A 17,303-nucleotide genomic window follows, 5' to 3' on the forward strand; every position below is an offset into this window, starting at 1 on the left:
TTTCAATTAAAGTTGATTCATCATTCAAGGCCTGACCCCATATGTGTGTGCCATATGTGCTGCATTCTAAAGAATGATGTGCCATTTTGTAAGTAAATATCAAGGTCTAAATTTTTAATCACAGCACGTTCAGGGTTAGGTTTTTCACATTTCTTTCAAATGTTAAAAGGTGGTGTTTCGCGCAACACGTACTGTATTAGTAAGGAAACGGAAATTACATAAAAAGATTACCTATAATCACTCTATATAAAGTACTAAAGTAACATTTATCATTTATATTCAGCCTTTGCTGATTCAGCTTTAGCTAGGTCAGCTTTACCTTTGCGATAAGACTCTTCAATGATAGATGGTACTTTATCGGCTAAGGTACCATCTTTCTTCAACCACCCTAATTTTACACAAGCAGCCCTACTTCTATTATCATTTTGTGCCGCATGTCCCAGAATTTCAGATAATGATTCCTTACCTCCAATAGAGCTCTTTCTTGCAAATTTGAACCACTCGTTCTCACGAAGCTTCTGATGTACTCGATGGAAGGCTTGCTCAAACACTTTTGGGTCCCTACACTCATTTTTTTGCTCATGTAAGCTTTCTTTTAATCGTGTGGTAGGACTCCCTATCATAATTGGTAGAGATCCCAGTTTATCTTTCTTCTCTTGTATGGCACGCCGTGCTACTTCAAGATGTCTTGATGGAATATTAGTGGTGTCAGACCTACTTAGTATACCTTTATCTACTTCCCGACAGGGCATAATGCATCTGTGCGGATGATCAACAGGTAACTCTCTCATCTTCTTTTGATATGCGTCGTGTGCCAATTCCGGATAAATCATGTTTTGCGGGGGGTATTTAATTTCTAACGCCTTTTGCAAATCACGAATGCGGTCAGCGCTCATATTACCTTTTGTTATTTCAAGTACGTCTCCTGGTTTATAATCCGTATCTTCATAAAATTTCCAGCCACCTGTAGTTAACCGCAAACGGATAGGTTCTTTTGGTATAAAATCTTTTTTATTCCAATCGTAAGAACGGGATTCAACAGTTAAGACGCCCACTTCACTACTCTTGCGTATTAGCCATAAATCATTACTGTTAGAAATTATTCTATTCTGTTCAGCTTTATCCAGGTGCGGAAAATTTACGGAAAGCAAGGCTTGAGCCTCTTCATGCGTCATTTGATCAAAGATATCAAAATTAAATTGTGGTGGTGTTGTCTCAGTTTGAGTATACATCTTTCTAGCGCCTACAACGTGAGTTACTGTTTATATAACAAGTATATATCCATATGTTATATATTTGACCATTTGAAAAAATAAAATGCATAAAGAATAAATTTATCTATAGGGGCTTAAGGGTCAGGCCTTGAATTGTGAATTTTCAATTAAAAGTTGATTCCTCATTTAAGGCCAGACCCCATATGTGCTTGAATTGTTTTTACCACTATGATCAATTATCATATAAAATTAAAGTTTAACGAAAACTCCATGTCCAAAATACAAAGAATCCTAGTAATTGGCGCCGGTGTCGCCGGCCCTGCTGTATGTTACTGGCTGAAAAAATTTGGCTTCTCACCCACACTAATTGAAAAAAATTCTTCTCCGAGAAAAAGTGGTTACGCGATCGACATTCGTGGAATTGCCACGAGTTTAGTTAAAAAGATGGGCATATATGAAGAGATATATGCTAAACGGACTCAGATACAAAATGGCTGTTATGTAAATGCCCAAGGTAATATCCTGCATCAAGAAGAAGGGGCAAAGTTTGGTTTTAGAAAAGAAGATGAGATTGAGCTTGTTCGCGGCGAATTAGTTGAGATCTTAATGCAGTTAATTAAAGGAATTCCTTGTTATTATGATCGAAATGTAGAACAAATAGAACAGCAAAAAGATGGGTTAAAAGTTATCTTCAATGGCGGCCTTACTGAACAGTACGACTTAGTAATAGGAGCTGATGGCTTACATTCATCCACCCGACGAATGGTTTTCTCTAAAGAAGAATATAACTTAGTTTCTCTGGGTTCATATATTAGTGTATGTAGCATACCCAATTATCTTAATTTAAATAAGAGTGAGTTTCTTTTTGAATTGGATCAAAAACTTATCCATCTAAGTAACGATCGAACCCCAACTATGGCGCATGCTGGTTTTATGTTTCGTTCTAATCACCAATTAAATGATATTCGCGATGAACAGGAACAGAAAGAGTTTCTTCGCACTACTTTTCGGGATCTAGGCTGGGAATCAAACAAGATACTTGAGCTTATGGAACAAAGTAATGATTTTTATTTTGATGCGATAATGCAAGTAAAAATGAAGTCGTGGACTAAAGGAAGAGTTGCGCTCCTTGGTGATTCTGGTTATTGCGCCTCACCTTTGTCTGGCCAAGGAACAAGTTTAGCCTTAGTGGGCGCTTATATTTTAGCAGGAGAATTACAAGCAGCTAGAGATAACCACGCTAATGCCTTTGACAAATATAACCAGTTACTACGTCCTTATGTGCAGATGAATCAAGATTTTGGCGTCTGGGTTAGTAATACCTTTCTTTTGCCTGATGAGGTCTCTAAAGAAGCAGTGGAAGAAAGAGCAGCTAAAGCAATGGCTGAATTACACAATGCAGCTCATGCTATGGTCTTGCCAGAATATAAAACAACTAGCTAAGCCGTTTGAATAGCAAATCAGTTTATCAACCAGTCGTCTAAATAAAAGATTATATATTCAAAATGGAAATCCTTAACACGAAAGGCTCTACCCCAAATAAGGGAGGGCATTTTAATCCAAAGACTTAGGGGTCAGGCCTTGAATTGTGAATTTTCAATTAAAGTTGATTCATCATTCAAGGCCTGACCCCATATGTGCGCCACGCATTCACCGCATTTTTGTGCTGTTTACCCCACGTATTTTAATAAAAATTCATTATTAATCATATGGATATGATGTATATTTATATCATGCGAAAGGTGTGTGCGACAAGAAGTCGTTAATTAAGTTGTAAGTAAAAAGGATTCTATGAAATTATCCGTGTCGTCGGATGAATGGGAGATAAAATAAGCCTCCCCGACAATGTATAAAATTACAGTTGAGGGGCAATCTTTAGGGTTTTTTTTACCTATTATTATTTATGAATAAAATTAGTTTAGGAATTCATTAATCATAATCAAATAGGATAGCAGGCTGATACATCTAAGACTATTAGCTTCCTTAGGATAGTCTAGATCTAACCCATGAAGTATACCATGTCTATTTAATGGGCCATAAAAAGGATCGTTTTCTCTCTTTTCGTTTAAATCTCTTGTATATTCAGATAAACTTAACTGATTAGTAAGTAATTTAAGAAATGCCGATGATAGTGGTGTTCGATTTTTATCTAGTATTTTAACTTTCTCTTTTATATTCCCCTCAAACTTAGTAAATAAATGACAACCAAATATATCATGACAAATTCCATCTGATTGAGCTAATAACACTGGAATACTAAGGGCATATTTTCCTTCTTTATGAGCTATAAAAGCTTGTTGAATTATTTCTTTTCGTGGTACCCATTTGCTACAAACATCTTCTTCAATGGAACCCACCAATGATCTTGTAAATGTTAATAGTGATTCTTCTATTTCTAATTCCTTTTCAAAATAATCGTTGTCCTCAAGGGAGGGTAAATTTGCAATAGCTTTTTTAAATCTCATTACTTGTTGAAAATATAAATACTTTGCTGAAATAAACCACCCTCTCTTCAAAAAATAAGGCCAAATTGTATAAGTAATAGCATCCGCCATAGATTGGTTTTGGTTTATGATATTCTTTGTAAATTTCTCTACCTGGGTTTGCTTTACAAAAAGTTCAGTAATATCGGGACATTGGGTTAGTTTTCTTAACTTCTTAGTTATTTCATCAGTAATTTTTTGATTTTGTTTTATATAGTCTTCAAGAGCTGATTTAAATAATGGCAAAGCTTTTGTATTATCCATAGTAAATAGACCTTTAATTTTTGTCGGACCCAACACCGACAGTTTTTTACATCAGATTTTTTAACCCAACCTTTATTTTAGATATTTCAAGTTCGATATTACTTGAGATCGAGATAAATTGTGTTCGCTATTTAAACTTGTATAGTACCTTTTCTTCTTGTTTACCCGTTACAATATTAATTTCGTCTAATCCCTTCTTGATTATCTTTTCTCAGCATTTTTATATTTTGTCATATTAATTTCCTTTTAAAATTAATTAAAAGTATAGCAAAATCTCATTTTTTCATCATATTGGTTAAATATCTAGGTATATAATATGATGAATCATTGAAACATTTGATAGAAAAAGTTTAATTTCAGAATACGTCGCACATTGACCAAAAAGCGCAAATTTGCTTACAATTATTATCGGGACAACTTTGCGAGTACCAAATGTCACGTTACCATCGCATTGATATGGCCTATGCTTTTCTTTTGGAAAAAGAAAAAACTGCTGCCCCATTTTCTATTGAAGAGCTAGCTGAATATGTAGGTTGGACAAGTGAATCTTGTAAAACCTATGTTTCAAAGCGATGGTTTCAATATCTAAACAAAAGATCAGATAATAAATATGACGTCAGAGGAATCTCCTCATTAAGCCAGAATAATTTTCGTATTCTACACAGCCAAAAACTTATGGAAGTAAATGATGTATCTGAAAGAAGCCTATTAATCAAAAAAGCTAAGGAATTTGCTCTTTTAGGTGTAGCTGTTTATAACAATCCTTTTACAGAAGTTAAAACTTATGGCTTTATTGTTAATATTGTTATTGCATTTACCTCTCTGTTTCATGCTATTTTCCATAAAAATTCTATTGATTTTTACTATAAAGACGAACAAGGTAACTATCTTCAAATCGATGGAGAATACAAAGCATGGGAACTCAGCACTTGCTGTGATCAATATTGGGAAAGAACTACACCAGAAAAAGCCAATTTGAAGTTTCTTATAGGATTAAGAAACAAAATTGAACATAGAAATTTACCACATATAGATTTAATGGTCGCAGGTTATTGTCAAGCAGCCTTATCAAATTTTGAAACACTAATGGTTGAAGAATTTGGTGAACATCATGCATTACTAACAAATTTGGCAATCGCAATGCAACTAACCCGTGTAGCAACAAAACAACAAGAGATTGCATTAAAAATTTTTCAGAAGGATAACTATCAGGTCATTAAACAATTTATGGAAACTTTCAACAATGATTTATGCAATGACGAAATTTTAGATAGTCAAAAATATCGCATTAGAGCCTTTCTTATACCCAAAATAGGTAACCACCAAAATTCATCTGATTTGGCCATTGAGTTTGTTAATGCAAAAAATCTAAATGCTGATGAGTTAGCAAATTACAATCATGCAATTGCATTAATAAAAGGTGTTGAGTCTCCGTTTAAATTAAGACCCAAAAAAGTTGTAGACCAAGTAAAGGAACAAATCCCAGAATTTAACATGAGTCAACATACACGTTGCTGGAAACAATTTAAAGCTAGGCCTACAAAAATTAATCCAAAATTCAAAGGTAAATATGCTGCTTATATCGAAGGATTTGATGGTTACTTATATTCGCAAGAATGGGTAAATTTCTTAATAAATGAACTTACAAAATAAGAATTGCGCAACACAAACAAGTTAAATTGGGGGCAAATGATACAACCTACTCTTGCTACGAATCAGTTTAAAGAATAACATCGATTTTGTCGGGCCAAGGCCCGAGCTACGCTTGCTATAACGTTATTAGCGATAACCCAACCACATAAAACTTATATTTACTATAATATTGTTAATAGCAAATGGGGGTAATTAATATGCTCAAAGTAACAATACATTTTTTTGTTTTATGTGCCTTTTGCTCATCTTCATTTGCTGACATATACATTCGGAAAGATGAAAAAGGGATAACTCACTTTTCCGATACTCCAGAGCCAGGGGTATATTATGATAATCAGGGACAAAAAAGTATAAATTTAGAAAATGCAAAAGCAGTATTATCGAAAAAGCTACCGGAAATATATTGTTCCTCTATGCTACAAAGTAATGTCCACCTTTTTGTTGAAAAATTTAGTAATCTTGAAGATTGTTTAAGCAAAATGACCGAAATTAACAGGTTATGTTATGATCTAATGATAGAAAAATTCCCCCCACAAATAGAAGGCTCTCAAGTTGATGACTTTATTTCCAATATTGAGGATTGTTATAAGGCTCACCTAAATTTATGAGTAAGCAACATTCTTGAGATATGCAGTATTTAGTAAATAGCATTTAACAACAACTTACCCTAAGCAGTGAAGTCATACTCATTCTTTTTATATAAGATTATGAAAGCTAAATGGAAATAAACGTTGGTTATCGAACTGTTTTGGAAGCAAACTGGTAAATTAGAGTATCTTGACGCCTATGTTACCAAACCCATCATTTTGCGAATTAACGAAAAGGAGTTCGCTTTTTGCCTTAATACTATTATCTTCACCAACTCATAGAAACATAGTGATTTAAATTAAGGCTATTCTATCCGTTGAAATCGAGGAACTGTTTTTCCATTATGAATGACATTCTCAAAAAACATTTGCATAGGGCGAACCCAAAGCTGGTTATCCCCAAATTGATCACAATGATAAAGTGCTTTGTACACTATCATATCTTCATCTGTCTCACTATGACGAGCTTGGCCAATAACTTCATATAGTTTTTCGTTTTTATAATGTCTGTATTTTCCACATATAATAGGATCAGCTAACATTAACTCACTCTCACGTGATTCATAGTCATTAATACTCACAAGATTTCAAAATTATAGAATACAGTTAGTTTTCACTGATTGGTTTATGGTACCATTTTGCGATCGGTACCAAAACTGGTACCAAATATTTCTGAAGGGGTTTGGATAACTTTATAAAACCCTTACTGGGCTTGGTCGGGACGGAAGGATTTGAACCTTCGACCACTAGCACCCCATGCTAGTACGCTACCAGGCTGCGCTACGCCCCGATTAGGTGGCAAATGATAACTAAGTCTGAGGGAAATAACAAGAGCTTATGTTGCTTTCTTTCGTAGCCTGGGTTGGAAAACCGTAACCCGGGATTTTTTAATTTAGCCTGTACTCCAACTGTTTTGCCGCTCCTTGCACTCGCTCCATGGTCTAATGTTGAGGGATAATTCTTTTGGAGCTTGCTGAAAGGACGAAAGCGCAGGCATTAACTCCTGAATTACATAAAACTTCACTTTCTTTTTTCGTCCAGTATTCCCCATAGGGTTGCACTATTTGGTTCACCGAGGGCGAGAGATGGATGGTCATCCATAAATAGGTTCCTTTGTCATCCGGGTTTGGCCAATGATAGTAGCAGACCAGATTATTACTTGAGTTAACCAGGGCTTGCATAAAACCAATCTTCTCAGGTGCTTTCCAACCCTGATAATCCATTTGCCAAAATAACGTCCCGACCTGGAATGCTTCAGGGTTGTATTGATGCTTCACCACTTCTTGCGCTGGAGGGCAAAAGTAAAGTTCCTGGGGCTGGCTGCCATGATCTATTTTTTCCCATACGTGGTTGATGAAATTCTGGATTGGTGCATTGTAATAACTACCAACTGCAATACCCACTATAAAAATAAACAGGATTAATAAACTATTTTTTAAAAATCGATTCACTTGCAAGCTCCCGGTACGAACTCCCCAAGTCTACAATAAATACTCGAGGAGAGAACCCATTTCTTTATAATAAGGTTTTAATCTTCTGGGCTTCAAATTTGGAATGTGAGATTTGAATGTATTGTTTGCAGCTTAATAGCTCCGCATACTGCAAGGCTGCTACGGCGTTATTCAAAATCTCTTTAGCTACATCAGAAGAATCCTCCATGATCAAAAGGGCTGCAGTACTCATTTGCACTGAGGCCATGTAGAGCTTGTTAATACAGATCTTTTTTTCCTGAGTATCCGCTAAAGAGACAATCACCCGGGATAGCTCATAGCATTGATTGGCCAAAAATTCTTTACTTGGCCCGGAATGCACATTCATAGTGAATACAGGTAAACTTAATATTAACGCTCTTTTTAAGATCATTTTAACCATGGGATACTCCTGTAAGTTGCTAAATAAACCTGCTTCTTCACACAATCCGATGCATGAAGAATAAGTCCCAAATCAAGAAAGGAACTACTGTTAAACTCTACCAATGCCAATTGACAGAACAAAAAGTAACCCGGATCAAATTTCCAGGTTACAAAAAGTCATTGATCCTGGTGATTAACCGTTTTTGTGCCTGGTTTAAGCAAAAGCATTAATTCCTGTAATGTGTTTACCGAGTACCAGAGTATGGACATTGTCCGTACCCTCGTAGGTAAAGACAGATTCTAAATTAAGCATGTGACGAATCACATGATATTCAAGGCTGATTCCATTTGCTCCTAATAGATTCCTGCATTTTCGCGCAATTTTCAATGCCTCCCGGCATGCGTTGCCCTTGGCGAGAGAAATCATCACCGGATTCTCGCGATGATTATCTTTTATGCGGCCTATCTGTAAATTAAGACATTGTGCCTTAATTATTTCAGTATACATATCTGCCAGGTCTTTTTGAATAAGCTGAAAAGATGCCAACGGTTTGTTAAATTGCTTACGTTCCAACAAATAATCACGGGTAATATCAAAACAGGCCATCGCCGCACCCATAGCTCCCCAGGCAATACCATATCTCGCCTGACTTAAGCAACTTAAAGGAGCGCCTAAACCTTTTTCACTGCCGGGGAGGTAATTTTCATCAGGAACAAACACATTATCAAACACCAGCTCCCCTGTGATTGAGGCACGTAATGACATTTTTAATTTAATTTCGGGTCGGCTTAATCCTTCAGACTTGGTATCTACAATAAAACCACGGACGCCTTCGTCGGTTTTTGCCCACACAATAGCAATATCCGCAATTGGGGAGTTGGTTATCCACATTTTGGCACCATTTAAAGTCCATCCTCCTTTCACTTTCTTCGCTGTGGTGCGCATTCCGGCGGGATCGGATCCAAAATCAGGCTCAGTCAAACCAAAACACCCTATGATCTCCCCTGTAGCCATCCCGGGTAAAAAGCGCACGCGTTGTTCTTCAGAGCCGTAACGAAAAATCGGAAACATGCATAAAGAACTTTGTACGGAAACAAAACTTCGCAACCCGCTGTCGCCTCGTTCCAATTCCTGGCATACCAAACCGTAAGCAACATAAGACGCTTCAGCACCACCATATTCAGCAGGTAAGGTTAAACCCAATAAACCCATTTCAGCAGATTTTCTAATCAGCTCCCGTGGAAATTGAGCATGTTCAAAAGATTCAGCCATTAAAGGCATTACATCATTACTGACGAAACGGGCTACGCTATCGCGTATCATACGTTCATCACCATTTAACTGCTCATCAAGAAACAACAAGTCGTCCACTTTCTTTCTCCCTTTTATCTGACTGTAACGCAATCACGGCTTCAATAATACTCTCTTTACTGGGTAGCAAATATTGCCAGGCGTTACCCAGGGGAATAAAGCAATCTTTACCGGTGATGCGTTTGATTTTTAAACTGGATGCAGCTTCTTCTAACAGTAACGTCATTAAGCCTTCACTTATTGAACCACTTTGGCGGCCTTCATCCACAATTAATACGTTTTTCGCTTTGGCAATCTCTTTTAAGATCCCTGCGGCAGGTAAAGGACTAAGCCAACGCAGATCTACTATTTTTACGGGGATATTATGTTCTTCCTGAAGCACCTTCGCCGCTTGCCGGGATAAATAATAGCCATTTGCATAGGTTAATATGACCGTTGCCCCTTCCCCATAAACCCCCACCTCACCCGGTGCAATCACCGCATCAGGTTCCGGATAATTAAACAGCCAGCCATTATCGCCGGGTTCGTGCAAATCTTTGGTCATGTACAATGCGATGGGTTCCAAAAAGACGACTACCCTTCCTTCTTCGTAGGCCATACGCACGCAAGTACGTAACATTTTTGCTGCATCTGGACCATTTGAAGGGCATGCGACGATCACTCCAGGTAAGTCACGTAGTACAGCAATAGAGTTATCGTTATGGAAATGGCCCCCAAATCCTTTTTGATAGGCCAAGGAAGCGATACGCAGAACCATGGGGTTCTGATATTGGCCGCTGGAAAAAAAGGATAAAGTGGATGCTTCTCCACGGAGCTGATCTTCTGCATTATGCAAATAAGCCAAAAACTGGATTTCGGGAACCGGAATAAACCCATTGTGGGCCAAACCAATTGCAGTGCCTATAATGGTGGTTTCATCCAACAAGGTATCAAATACCCGGCGCTGTCCAAAACGTGTTTGCAAATCCGCAGTGACCCGATAGACTCCCCCTTTTTTTCCAACATCTTCACCAAATACCAGTATGTTTGGATACTGCAACATCAGATCAGTCAACGCAAAATTAATTTGCTGGCATAAATTTCGTTTTTGCGCTAATTGTGAAAACGCATTGGCAAAAATTTTAGTACGTTGCTCCTCCCCGGGCAGAGGCGGAGCCTGTTTTTTGTGGGTTGAAGGCAGTAATGAAGACATGACTGCTTCGGCACTGGAGAGTTTCGGCTGTCTTATTGCCTCTATGGCTTTGGCTTCGATTAAATCTTTATTGTTGCGATAAAGGCTTAGCATATCCTCGATACTCATCCAACCTTCGCGATAAAGCATACCCGCTGTATGCAATAAGGGATCCTGCGCTTCTCTGGCTTCTATTTCTTCCGGAGTACAATATTGGGACTCAATATCAGAACCCGCATGCCCTAACAACCGCACGCAGCGCATGTGCAGGAACACAGGCTGCTTTTTTACCCGCGCCAGGTACTCTGCTTCCTGGGCTGCGGCATAGGCATCAGCGATATTCAAACCATCACAAGCGATGTAATGCAAACCTGGACGCGAACTGACTGAATGTTCTATCCAGTGTGAGGGGGTGGGCACCGAAATTCCAATTCCATTGTCTTCACAAATGAACACAATCGGTAAAGGATAATTTTGTTGTGAGATCCATGAACAAGCGTTTAACGTCGCCTGTGCTGAAGCATGGTTGGTAGAAGCATCACCAAAGGTACAAATGATCACCGAATCCGGATTCAGGTTACCAGGGACATTTAATTCTTTAGCCCGCGTGATCGAGATAGCGGCACCCAAGGCTTTAGGCAAATGCGAAGCAATGGTTGAGGTTTGCGGGGGAATATTTAAAGGCACACTGCCAAAAACCTTATGGCGTCCTCCCGAAATCGGATCAGTTGCTGCGGCTACTAGCGACAATAAAATATCCCTGACGCCATCACAACCCTGGACTCTCTTGGCTCGTTGCAAATAAAAGGCTCCGCTGCGATAATGCAGAAATGCCATGTCCTCAGGACGAAAAACCTGTCCCCAAACCGCATTCCCTTCATGTCCGCTGCTGCCTATAGTATAAAAAGACAAACCTTTTTCCTTAAGCTGTCTGGCGATCAAATCAAGAAGACGGGATTTAATTTGGGAATCAAAGAGTTCTATGGCAATTTTCTTGTCCAATTCCGCCGTGTCTGGACTCATTGAACTGCGGGGTTTTGGAAAGTCGGCTTGTTGTACCCGATTTAAGAATTGCTCATCAACTACAATGGTCCTGTCTAACATCATTACATCCTGTTTGAGTTATTTTCTATAAGAAGATGAAGAGTATATACTGATTCAAAATGAACAGGAAGAACGAGTTGATATTACCTCCCTCACCCCTTTGCAAAGAAATCCGCAGCAGCCATTAGAGCATAATTTATTGAACTTGCCCCTAATTCTTTGATGAATTTAATTAACTGCCACTGACCTTTCTGCGTGAGAGTCAATCCTGGTTTTCACTTCGTGATACCAGCTCTTGGGTTTACAAAAAGCATTTTGTTTAATTCTTGATATTAATGATCAAATAACCTACAATCCCTATAAGAATCGTGGAAAGGGAGCTTCATAATGAAATGGGTTTTTCTATTAGGAAGTATTATTCTGATGGCAGGATGCTGTTGTAACAATGTCTATTACACTCCGGCCTATACACCAGCCGTAGTGACCTACAAACCTGTCGTAAGCTATAAACCGGTAGTCACCTATAAACCAGTTGTTGTTAAACCAGTAATTGCTGCACCTGTTGTTGCACCCGTTGTTGAGCCTGTCTCAGTGTATTCTTATCCTGTAGGGCCTATGGATGTAACTACAACTACTATTGATTTTTATTAACAGCGCTTTGAACCTGGGTTAAGGCACACGCCACAACCCGGGTTTACAACTCATTCATTGCTATTTTTTTGCCCCTGAACTACTCTGCTTCATCCTTGGCGGAATAACCGCAACCCTCTTGCGGACACAGAATTAACCGCCCCATTTTTTTGCTTTCTTTCACCGTCAAAATTGGCCAGTCGCATTTCGGGCAGGGTTGATTAATCGGCTCATTCCATAAAGCGTAATCGCATTTGGGATAATTACCGCACGAATAGAAAATCTTGCCCTTTCTCGATTTGCGCTGCAGGATTTTTGCTTCATGGCATTTGGGACATTCCACGCCTGTATCTGCGGGTTTCTCTATAGGTTCCATGTGTTTGCATTGAGGATAATTACTGCAGCCGATAAATCGTCCGTAACGACCATTTTTTATATGTAACGGGTTGGCGCATTCCGGACAGACCCTTCCTTCAACAACTTCCGGTTCATTTTTTTCATTCTCCTGGCCTGCAATATCCTGAGTGTAATCACATTCAGGATAACCGGTGCATCCAATAAACCGACCGCGTTTACCCAATCTGATTGATAGAGGTTTTCCGCATTTAGGACATTGTTGATCTAAAACTTCAGAGGTAACATCTTTTCGCTGTACCTGTTGATCGGTTGTTTGAATTTGCTGTACAAATGGTTGCCAGAACTCTTCTAAAACGGGAACCCATTCTTTTTCACCGCGGGCAATCGCGTCCAGTGTATCTTCCAGCTGTGCAGTAAATTTATAGTCCACATAACGGGTAAAATACCCGGTCAAAAAGCGGTTCACAATGCGGCCAACATCGGTTGGGAAGAATCTTTTCTTATCCACAATGACGTATTCGCGTTGTTGCAGGGTATGAATAATGGAGGCATAGGTTGAGGGACGGCCAATATCATATTCCTCCAACGCCTTAACCAGGGTTGCTTCAGAATATCTTGGCGGTGGCTCAGTGAAATGCTGATTGGCCAGGATATCCTGGACTTTGACCTTTTCACCTACTGTCATTTGAGGCAGTAACGACCCCTCGCCTTCCTCATCTTTGGTATCATCTCGGCCTTCCTCATACACAGAAAGGAATCCAGGGAACGTAATTGTAGATCCATTGGCACGAAAAATATTACCTTCCCCACAGCTTAAATCGACGGCAACTGTATCGAGGACAGCATCCTCCATTTGGCAGGCTACGGTACGCTTCCAGATAAGACTGTATAATTTGTATTGATCAGCGGTCAAGGCAGATTGTACCATTTCCGGAGTGCGTTTAATCGATGTGGGTCGAATCGCTTCATGTGCCTCTTGGGCATTTTTGGATTTCGTCTTATAAACTCTTGGGCTGGCCGGGCAATTGTCGGCCCCATAGCGTTCGGTAATAAACTGCCGTGTTTCTTCTATCGCTTCCGCTGATAAATTCACGGAGTCCGTTCGCATGTAGGTAATAAGACCCACGGTTCCAGTCCCGATGTCTATCCCTTCATACAATTGTTGGGCTACCATCATCGATTTTCTGGCGGTAAAACCCAATTTGCGCGCTGCCTCCTGCTGTAGTGTTGAGGTAATAAACGGAGGTGAAGGTTTACGTTTGCGTTGTTTTTTCTCAATCTGGGTGACAATTAAATTGCCTTGAGCTTCACGAAGCAAATGTTCTTTGATTTGCTGTGCCTGCTCATCCCTGGTCACTGTAAATTGGTGTAATTTTTCGTTTTTGAAATGAGTCAGACGCGCCTCAAACGAGACATTAGTGTGCAGACATTGAGCCAAAATTTTCCAATATTCCTGGGGAATAAAACGTTCAATCTCTTCTTCGCGCTCCACAATAAGTCGCAAAGCAGGACTTTGCACACGTCCAGCAGACAGCCCTCTTCTTACCTTTTTCCATAATAAAGGGGATAAATTAAAGCCCACCAAATAATCCAATGCCCGTCGTGCTTGCTGAGCATTAACCAAGTCCATGGAAATGGAGCGGGGATTATTGATTGCATCCTGAATTGCTGATTTGGTAATTTCATTGAAAAAAATCCGATGAATCGGTTTATCCTTGGTGAGATTTTTTTCTTTCATTAATTCATAAATATGCCAGGAAATGGCTTCGCCTTCGCGATCAGGGTCCGTTGCCAATAATAATGAATCTGATTTTTTGAGCATTTTTGCAATCGTTTCAATATGCCTTGAATTTTTTTCAATCGGAACATAAGTCATAGCAAAATGTTTATCGGGGTTAACTGAACCTTTACGTGCAGGCAAATCACGAACGTGACCGTAAGAGGCAACAACCTCATAATCATTACCCAAATATTTTTGTATTGTTTTAGCTTTGGCGGGTGACTCAACAATCACCAAATGTTTACTCATAGTAACGTTAACCTTATCCTTTTCACTTCATCCCTAAGCCACCAAAAACCCGCAAGGAGGAGAAACACGGGGATTGGTGCTGAAAATGAAATAGCAACAACTTCTAGTAGTATAGGAATAGATGATCTTTTAATGTAATGTCAATTCATCTTCTGATTGATAAAGAACTAAATCAAGAAAAGCCAACTGTTCTTCATTTAAAGTGCTGGCTAAAGTATTTCTAATTGTCCATTTAGTCTCTTGAAGAGTTACGATACGGGATTCAGAAAATTGCAATTGATTCAAAACCATTTCGAATGATTCTTCATTAAGAATTTTCCATAATTTCATACGCATGAGGAATTGATAACTGGCCTTGGTCAGTTTCATTTGTTCGTCATAAGTGAAAACTCGTGTTGATGTGTGTTGTTGTATTTTTAAATACATCACTTGTTCTTCAGGAGCCGAATTCTCTTCTTCGTTCAGGTCCGTTGCATCCTGATCAGCGGTTTTATGGCTTTTTTGCAGCTGGGTAAGACTTTTTTCAAATAAACTCAATAACATTTCGAATAAGTTATCTTTCATATACTAACACCTCATATAGCCACCGGGCACAGATACAACAGCCCCATTTAATTCTAATTCTGCAAGCTCACTAGTGACTTGCTCAACGGTGCATCCACTACGTAAAATGATCTGATCAACAGTTGTCATTTCAAAGCCAATGAACTTTACTAGGTTTTTATTCCCGCTGGCAAGAGGTAAAGTAGTTTTATCAGCTGATTGCTGTTCCGAATCGATTTGCAATTCTTCAAGAACATCCGCAACTGAAGTGACTAATTTAGCTCCTTGCTGCAACAGGTAATGACACCCCCGAGCCAGAGGATTATGAATGGAGCCAGGAATTGCCAAAACATCTCGATTTTGTTCCAGGGCCATTCGTGCTGTGATTAAGGAACCACTCTTTATTGCCGACTCAACAACCAAAGTGCACAATGACAAACCACTTATTATACGATTTCTCCGGGGGAAATGTCCAGCAGTAGGTGGACTTTTTAAAGGAAATTCGCTTATTAATAGGCCATTTTGCACAATTTGTTGCGCGAGTGAGTGATGCCGGCGGGGATAAATTTGATCAATTCCTGTCCCCAAAACAGCTATTGTTTGTCCTTTTGACTCCAGACATCCGCGGTGCGCCTCCGCATCGATACCTAAAGCCAAACCACTTACAATGGTAACCCCATAAGCGGCGATGGCTTTCGCAAAATGACGGGCATTCTCACTTCCGGTTACAGTGGGATTACGGCTCCCGACTACCGCTAATTTCGGCGGGTTTAAACTGCCAAGCACCCCTTTGACATACAAAACGATGGGAGGATCGTTAATTTCCTTCAACAGCGCAGGATAATCACAAGAGTCCCAGGTCAGTATGTGGTGGTTGTCTGCTGCTTGTAACCAATTGAGATCTTCATCAATCATATTCAAGTTAAAACCAGCTATAGTTTGCGCCAATGCGGGAGATAAACCCTCTTGCTCAAGCTCGGTTGCTGAGAGTCGAAACATATTTTCTAAATCAGGCCAGCGTTTTTGCAATTTTGCAACCGTCCGCGGCCCCACGCGCTCCATTCGATTTAATGCAAGATAGTAAGGTAAGTTATTCATGGATTTGTCACAAAATTATTTAAATAAACAGCTCGGGTTGAACGGACAACCAGTGCAAAACTGGCTTTGGTGAAGACACGAAATACCATAACCTCCCCAATGCGCTCAGGAGGCAATTGAATAGGGTAAAGTTTATTTTTAGGATCACTGACCGTACCCGAGTCGCGATAAATACCAAGCACATCCCCGGCTTCCAGGCCGTCACGTCCCCCTAGGCTAATCACCACGACCCCGCCTGCTGCTTCCTGTACATTCCCGTTAGGCATGCCGTCGGGCATATCGATAATAAATCCCTTAACGAAGAATTGGGGGGCTTTAGGCTCAAAATACAACTTGAATTCGGGACTATTATTGATCAATACACTGTCTTGAACTTTAACCCCTTCGTTAATATTGGTTAACAATATAGTTGCGGGTTCACCCCCGGCCACCAACTCGGCATACCCTACCAAATCTGCCCGATACCCCAAGAGCTCTTTGGTAATCGGATGCTCGTAATTTTTTCCTCCCCGAAAAATGGAATAAGCGGGAATACCTCCGGTAGGTAAATCCCGTGAGGGATGCAACCCGCGGACATAAGCTTCATCCCCTTGACCTCCTATCATATGTTCCCCGATTAAAGCGACGATGTAGGGGGCCTTGCTGAGAATATCCTGATCCAATATAAGAGACTCATTTAAAAAAGGCTTGATTTCACTTAAGGGAACTGGAAGTACCGCTTCCTCCAAAGGCATAGGCCGCGCATTAGGCGATAATTTGACGGTACCATTCGATAGGACTCTAAGGTAAGGCTTGTTTTTATAATAGGATAAGACAAGGACTGCACCAGGATACAACCGTTTGGGATTTTTTATTTTGGGATTGACATGCCAAAGTTTTTTCCATTCCCAGGGATTATGCAGGTAGTGACTGGATATACTCCATAAAGTGTCGCCCGATTGAACAACATAACGCTCAGGGGCATCAGATCTTAAACTTAAAGCATAGTTGCATGCGGAGAAGAAGAGAAAGATTAAAAAGAGAATAAATCTCATTAGAGTCAATCCTTTGTTGGAATATCTTGCA

General features: G+C 39.6%; 15 protein-coding genes and 1 tRNA gene. 4 read left to right on the forward strand and 12 right to left on the reverse strand.

Translation table 11 applies throughout. The annotated features are described in order from the left end of the window. Positions 1 to 269: 269 nt before the first annotated feature. Positions 270 to 1,232, reverse strand: coding sequence for a hypothetical protein (locus tag KYQ_RS09040; RefSeq protein WP_010652896.1), 963 nt, complete (start codon positions 1,230 to 1,232; stop codon positions 270 to 272). Between the two features lie 252 nt (positions 1,233 to 1,484). Here KYQ_RS09040 and KYQ_RS09045 point away from each other — a divergent pair, with 252 nt between their 5' ends. Next, the gene (locus tag KYQ_RS09045; protein WP_010652895.1) at positions 1,485 to 2,657 is read left to right on the forward strand and encodes a tetracycline destructase; all 1,173 of its coding nucleotides are present in this window, start codon (positions 1,485 to 1,487) and stop codon (positions 2,655 to 2,657) included. 470 nt (positions 2,658 to 3,127) lie between these two features. Here the strand turns inward: KYQ_RS09045 and KYQ_RS09050 are convergent, their stop codons facing one another. Then, positions 3,128 to 3,961: a hypothetical protein gene (locus KYQ_RS09050; protein WP_010652894.1), complete on the reverse strand. Its 834-nt coding sequence runs from the start codon at positions 3,959 to 3,961 to the stop codon at positions 3,128 to 3,130. 432 nt (positions 3,962 to 4,393) lie between these two features. Between KYQ_RS09050 and KYQ_RS09055 the strand changes: the two genes are divergently transcribed. Further along, positions 4,394 to 5,614, forward strand: coding sequence for a DUF3644 domain-containing protein (locus KYQ_RS09055; protein WP_019349907.1), 1,221 nt, complete (start codon positions 4,394 to 4,396; stop codon positions 5,612 to 5,614). A 197-nt stretch (positions 5,615 to 5,811) separates the two neighbouring features. Next, the gene (locus tag KYQ_RS09060) at positions 5,812 to 6,222 is read left to right on the forward strand and encodes a DUF4124 domain-containing protein (protein WP_010652892.1); all 411 of its coding nucleotides are present in this window, start codon (positions 5,812 to 5,814) and stop codon (positions 6,220 to 6,222) included. A 284-nt stretch (positions 6,223 to 6,506) separates the two neighbouring features. Here the strand turns inward: KYQ_RS09060 and KYQ_RS09065 are convergent, their stop codons facing one another. The 6 genes from KYQ_RS09065 to KYQ_RS09090 form a co-directional block, all read right to left on the reverse strand. Continuing rightward, positions 6,507 to 6,743, reverse strand: a complete 237-nt coding sequence (locus KYQ_RS09065; protein WP_010652891.1) for a DUF1653 domain-containing protein — start codon at positions 6,741 to 6,743, stop codon at positions 6,507 to 6,509. Positions 6,744 to 6,914: 171 nt separating this feature from the next. Then, positions 6,915 to 6,991: transfer RNA gene (locus KYQ_RS09070), tRNA-Pro, on the reverse strand. A gap of 151 nt (positions 6,992 to 7,142) precedes the next feature. After that, the gene (locus tag KYQ_RS09075) at positions 7,143 to 7,652 is read right to left on the reverse strand and encodes a hypothetical protein (protein WP_010652793.1); all 510 of its coding nucleotides are present in this window, start codon (positions 7,650 to 7,652) and stop codon (positions 7,143 to 7,145) included. A 64-nt stretch (positions 7,653 to 7,716) separates the two neighbouring features. Continuing rightward, a complete protein-coding gene (locus tag KYQ_RS09080) occupies positions 7,717 to 8,073 on the reverse strand; it encodes a hypothetical protein (RefSeq protein WP_010652792.1) in 357 nt (118 codons plus the stop codon). Positions 8,074 to 8,268: 195 nt separating this feature from the next. Further along, positions 8,269 to 9,426 carry an acyl-CoA dehydrogenase family protein gene (locus tag KYQ_RS09085; RefSeq protein WP_010652791.1) on the reverse strand — a complete coding sequence of 386 codons (1,158 nt, stop codon included), beginning with the start codon at positions 9,424 to 9,426 and terminating at the stop codon, positions 8,269 to 8,271. Beyond that, on the reverse strand, positions 9,404 to 11,641 hold the full coding sequence (locus KYQ_RS09090) for a thiamine pyrophosphate-dependent enzyme (protein ID WP_010652790.1): 2,238 nt from the start codon (positions 11,639 to 11,641) through the stop codon (positions 9,404 to 9,406). The genes KYQ_RS09085 and KYQ_RS09090 overlap by 23 nt, the downstream gene beginning before the upstream one ends. A 327-nt stretch (positions 11,642 to 11,968) precedes the next feature. Here KYQ_RS09090 and KYQ_RS09095 point away from each other — a divergent pair, with 327 nt between their 5' ends. Next, a complete protein-coding gene (locus KYQ_RS09095) occupies positions 11,969 to 12,232 on the forward strand; it encodes a hypothetical protein (RefSeq protein ID WP_010652789.1) in 264 nt (87 codons plus the stop codon). A gap of 79 nt (positions 12,233 to 12,311) precedes the next feature. Here the strand turns inward: KYQ_RS09095 and topA are convergent, their stop codons facing one another. The 4 genes from topA to KYQ_RS09115 all read right to left on the reverse strand — a co-directional run bounded on the left by topA (position 12,312) and on the right by KYQ_RS09115 (position 17,272). Further along, positions 12,312 to 14,597 carry a type I DNA topoisomerase gene (gene topA, locus KYQ_RS09100; protein WP_019349908.1) on the reverse strand — a complete coding sequence of 762 codons (2,286 nt, stop codon included), beginning with the start codon at positions 14,595 to 14,597 and terminating at the stop codon, positions 12,312 to 12,314. Between the two features lie 129 nt (positions 14,598 to 14,726). After that, a complete protein-coding gene (locus tag KYQ_RS09105; RefSeq protein WP_010652787.1) occupies positions 14,727 to 15,161 on the reverse strand; it encodes a DUF494 family protein in 435 nt (144 codons plus the stop codon). A 3-nt stretch (positions 15,162 to 15,164) separates the two neighbouring features. After that, positions 15,165 to 16,238, reverse strand: a complete 1,074-nt coding sequence (dprA, locus tag KYQ_RS09110; RefSeq protein ID WP_019349909.1) for a DNA-processing protein DprA — start codon at positions 16,236 to 16,238, stop codon at positions 15,165 to 15,167. After that, positions 16,235 to 17,272, reverse strand: a complete 1,038-nt coding sequence (locus tag KYQ_RS09115; protein WP_010652785.1) for a LysM peptidoglycan-binding domain-containing protein — start codon at positions 17,270 to 17,272, stop codon at positions 16,235 to 16,237. The genes dprA and KYQ_RS09115 overlap by 4 nt, the downstream gene beginning before the upstream one ends. Between the last annotated feature and the right edge of the window lie 31 nt (positions 17,273 to 17,303).

The sequence above is a fragment of the Fluoribacter dumoffii NY 23 genome, assembly GCF_000236165.1.
GTDB classification, from domain to species: Bacteria; Pseudomonadota; Gammaproteobacteria; order Legionellales; family Legionellaceae; genus Legionella; species Legionella dumoffii.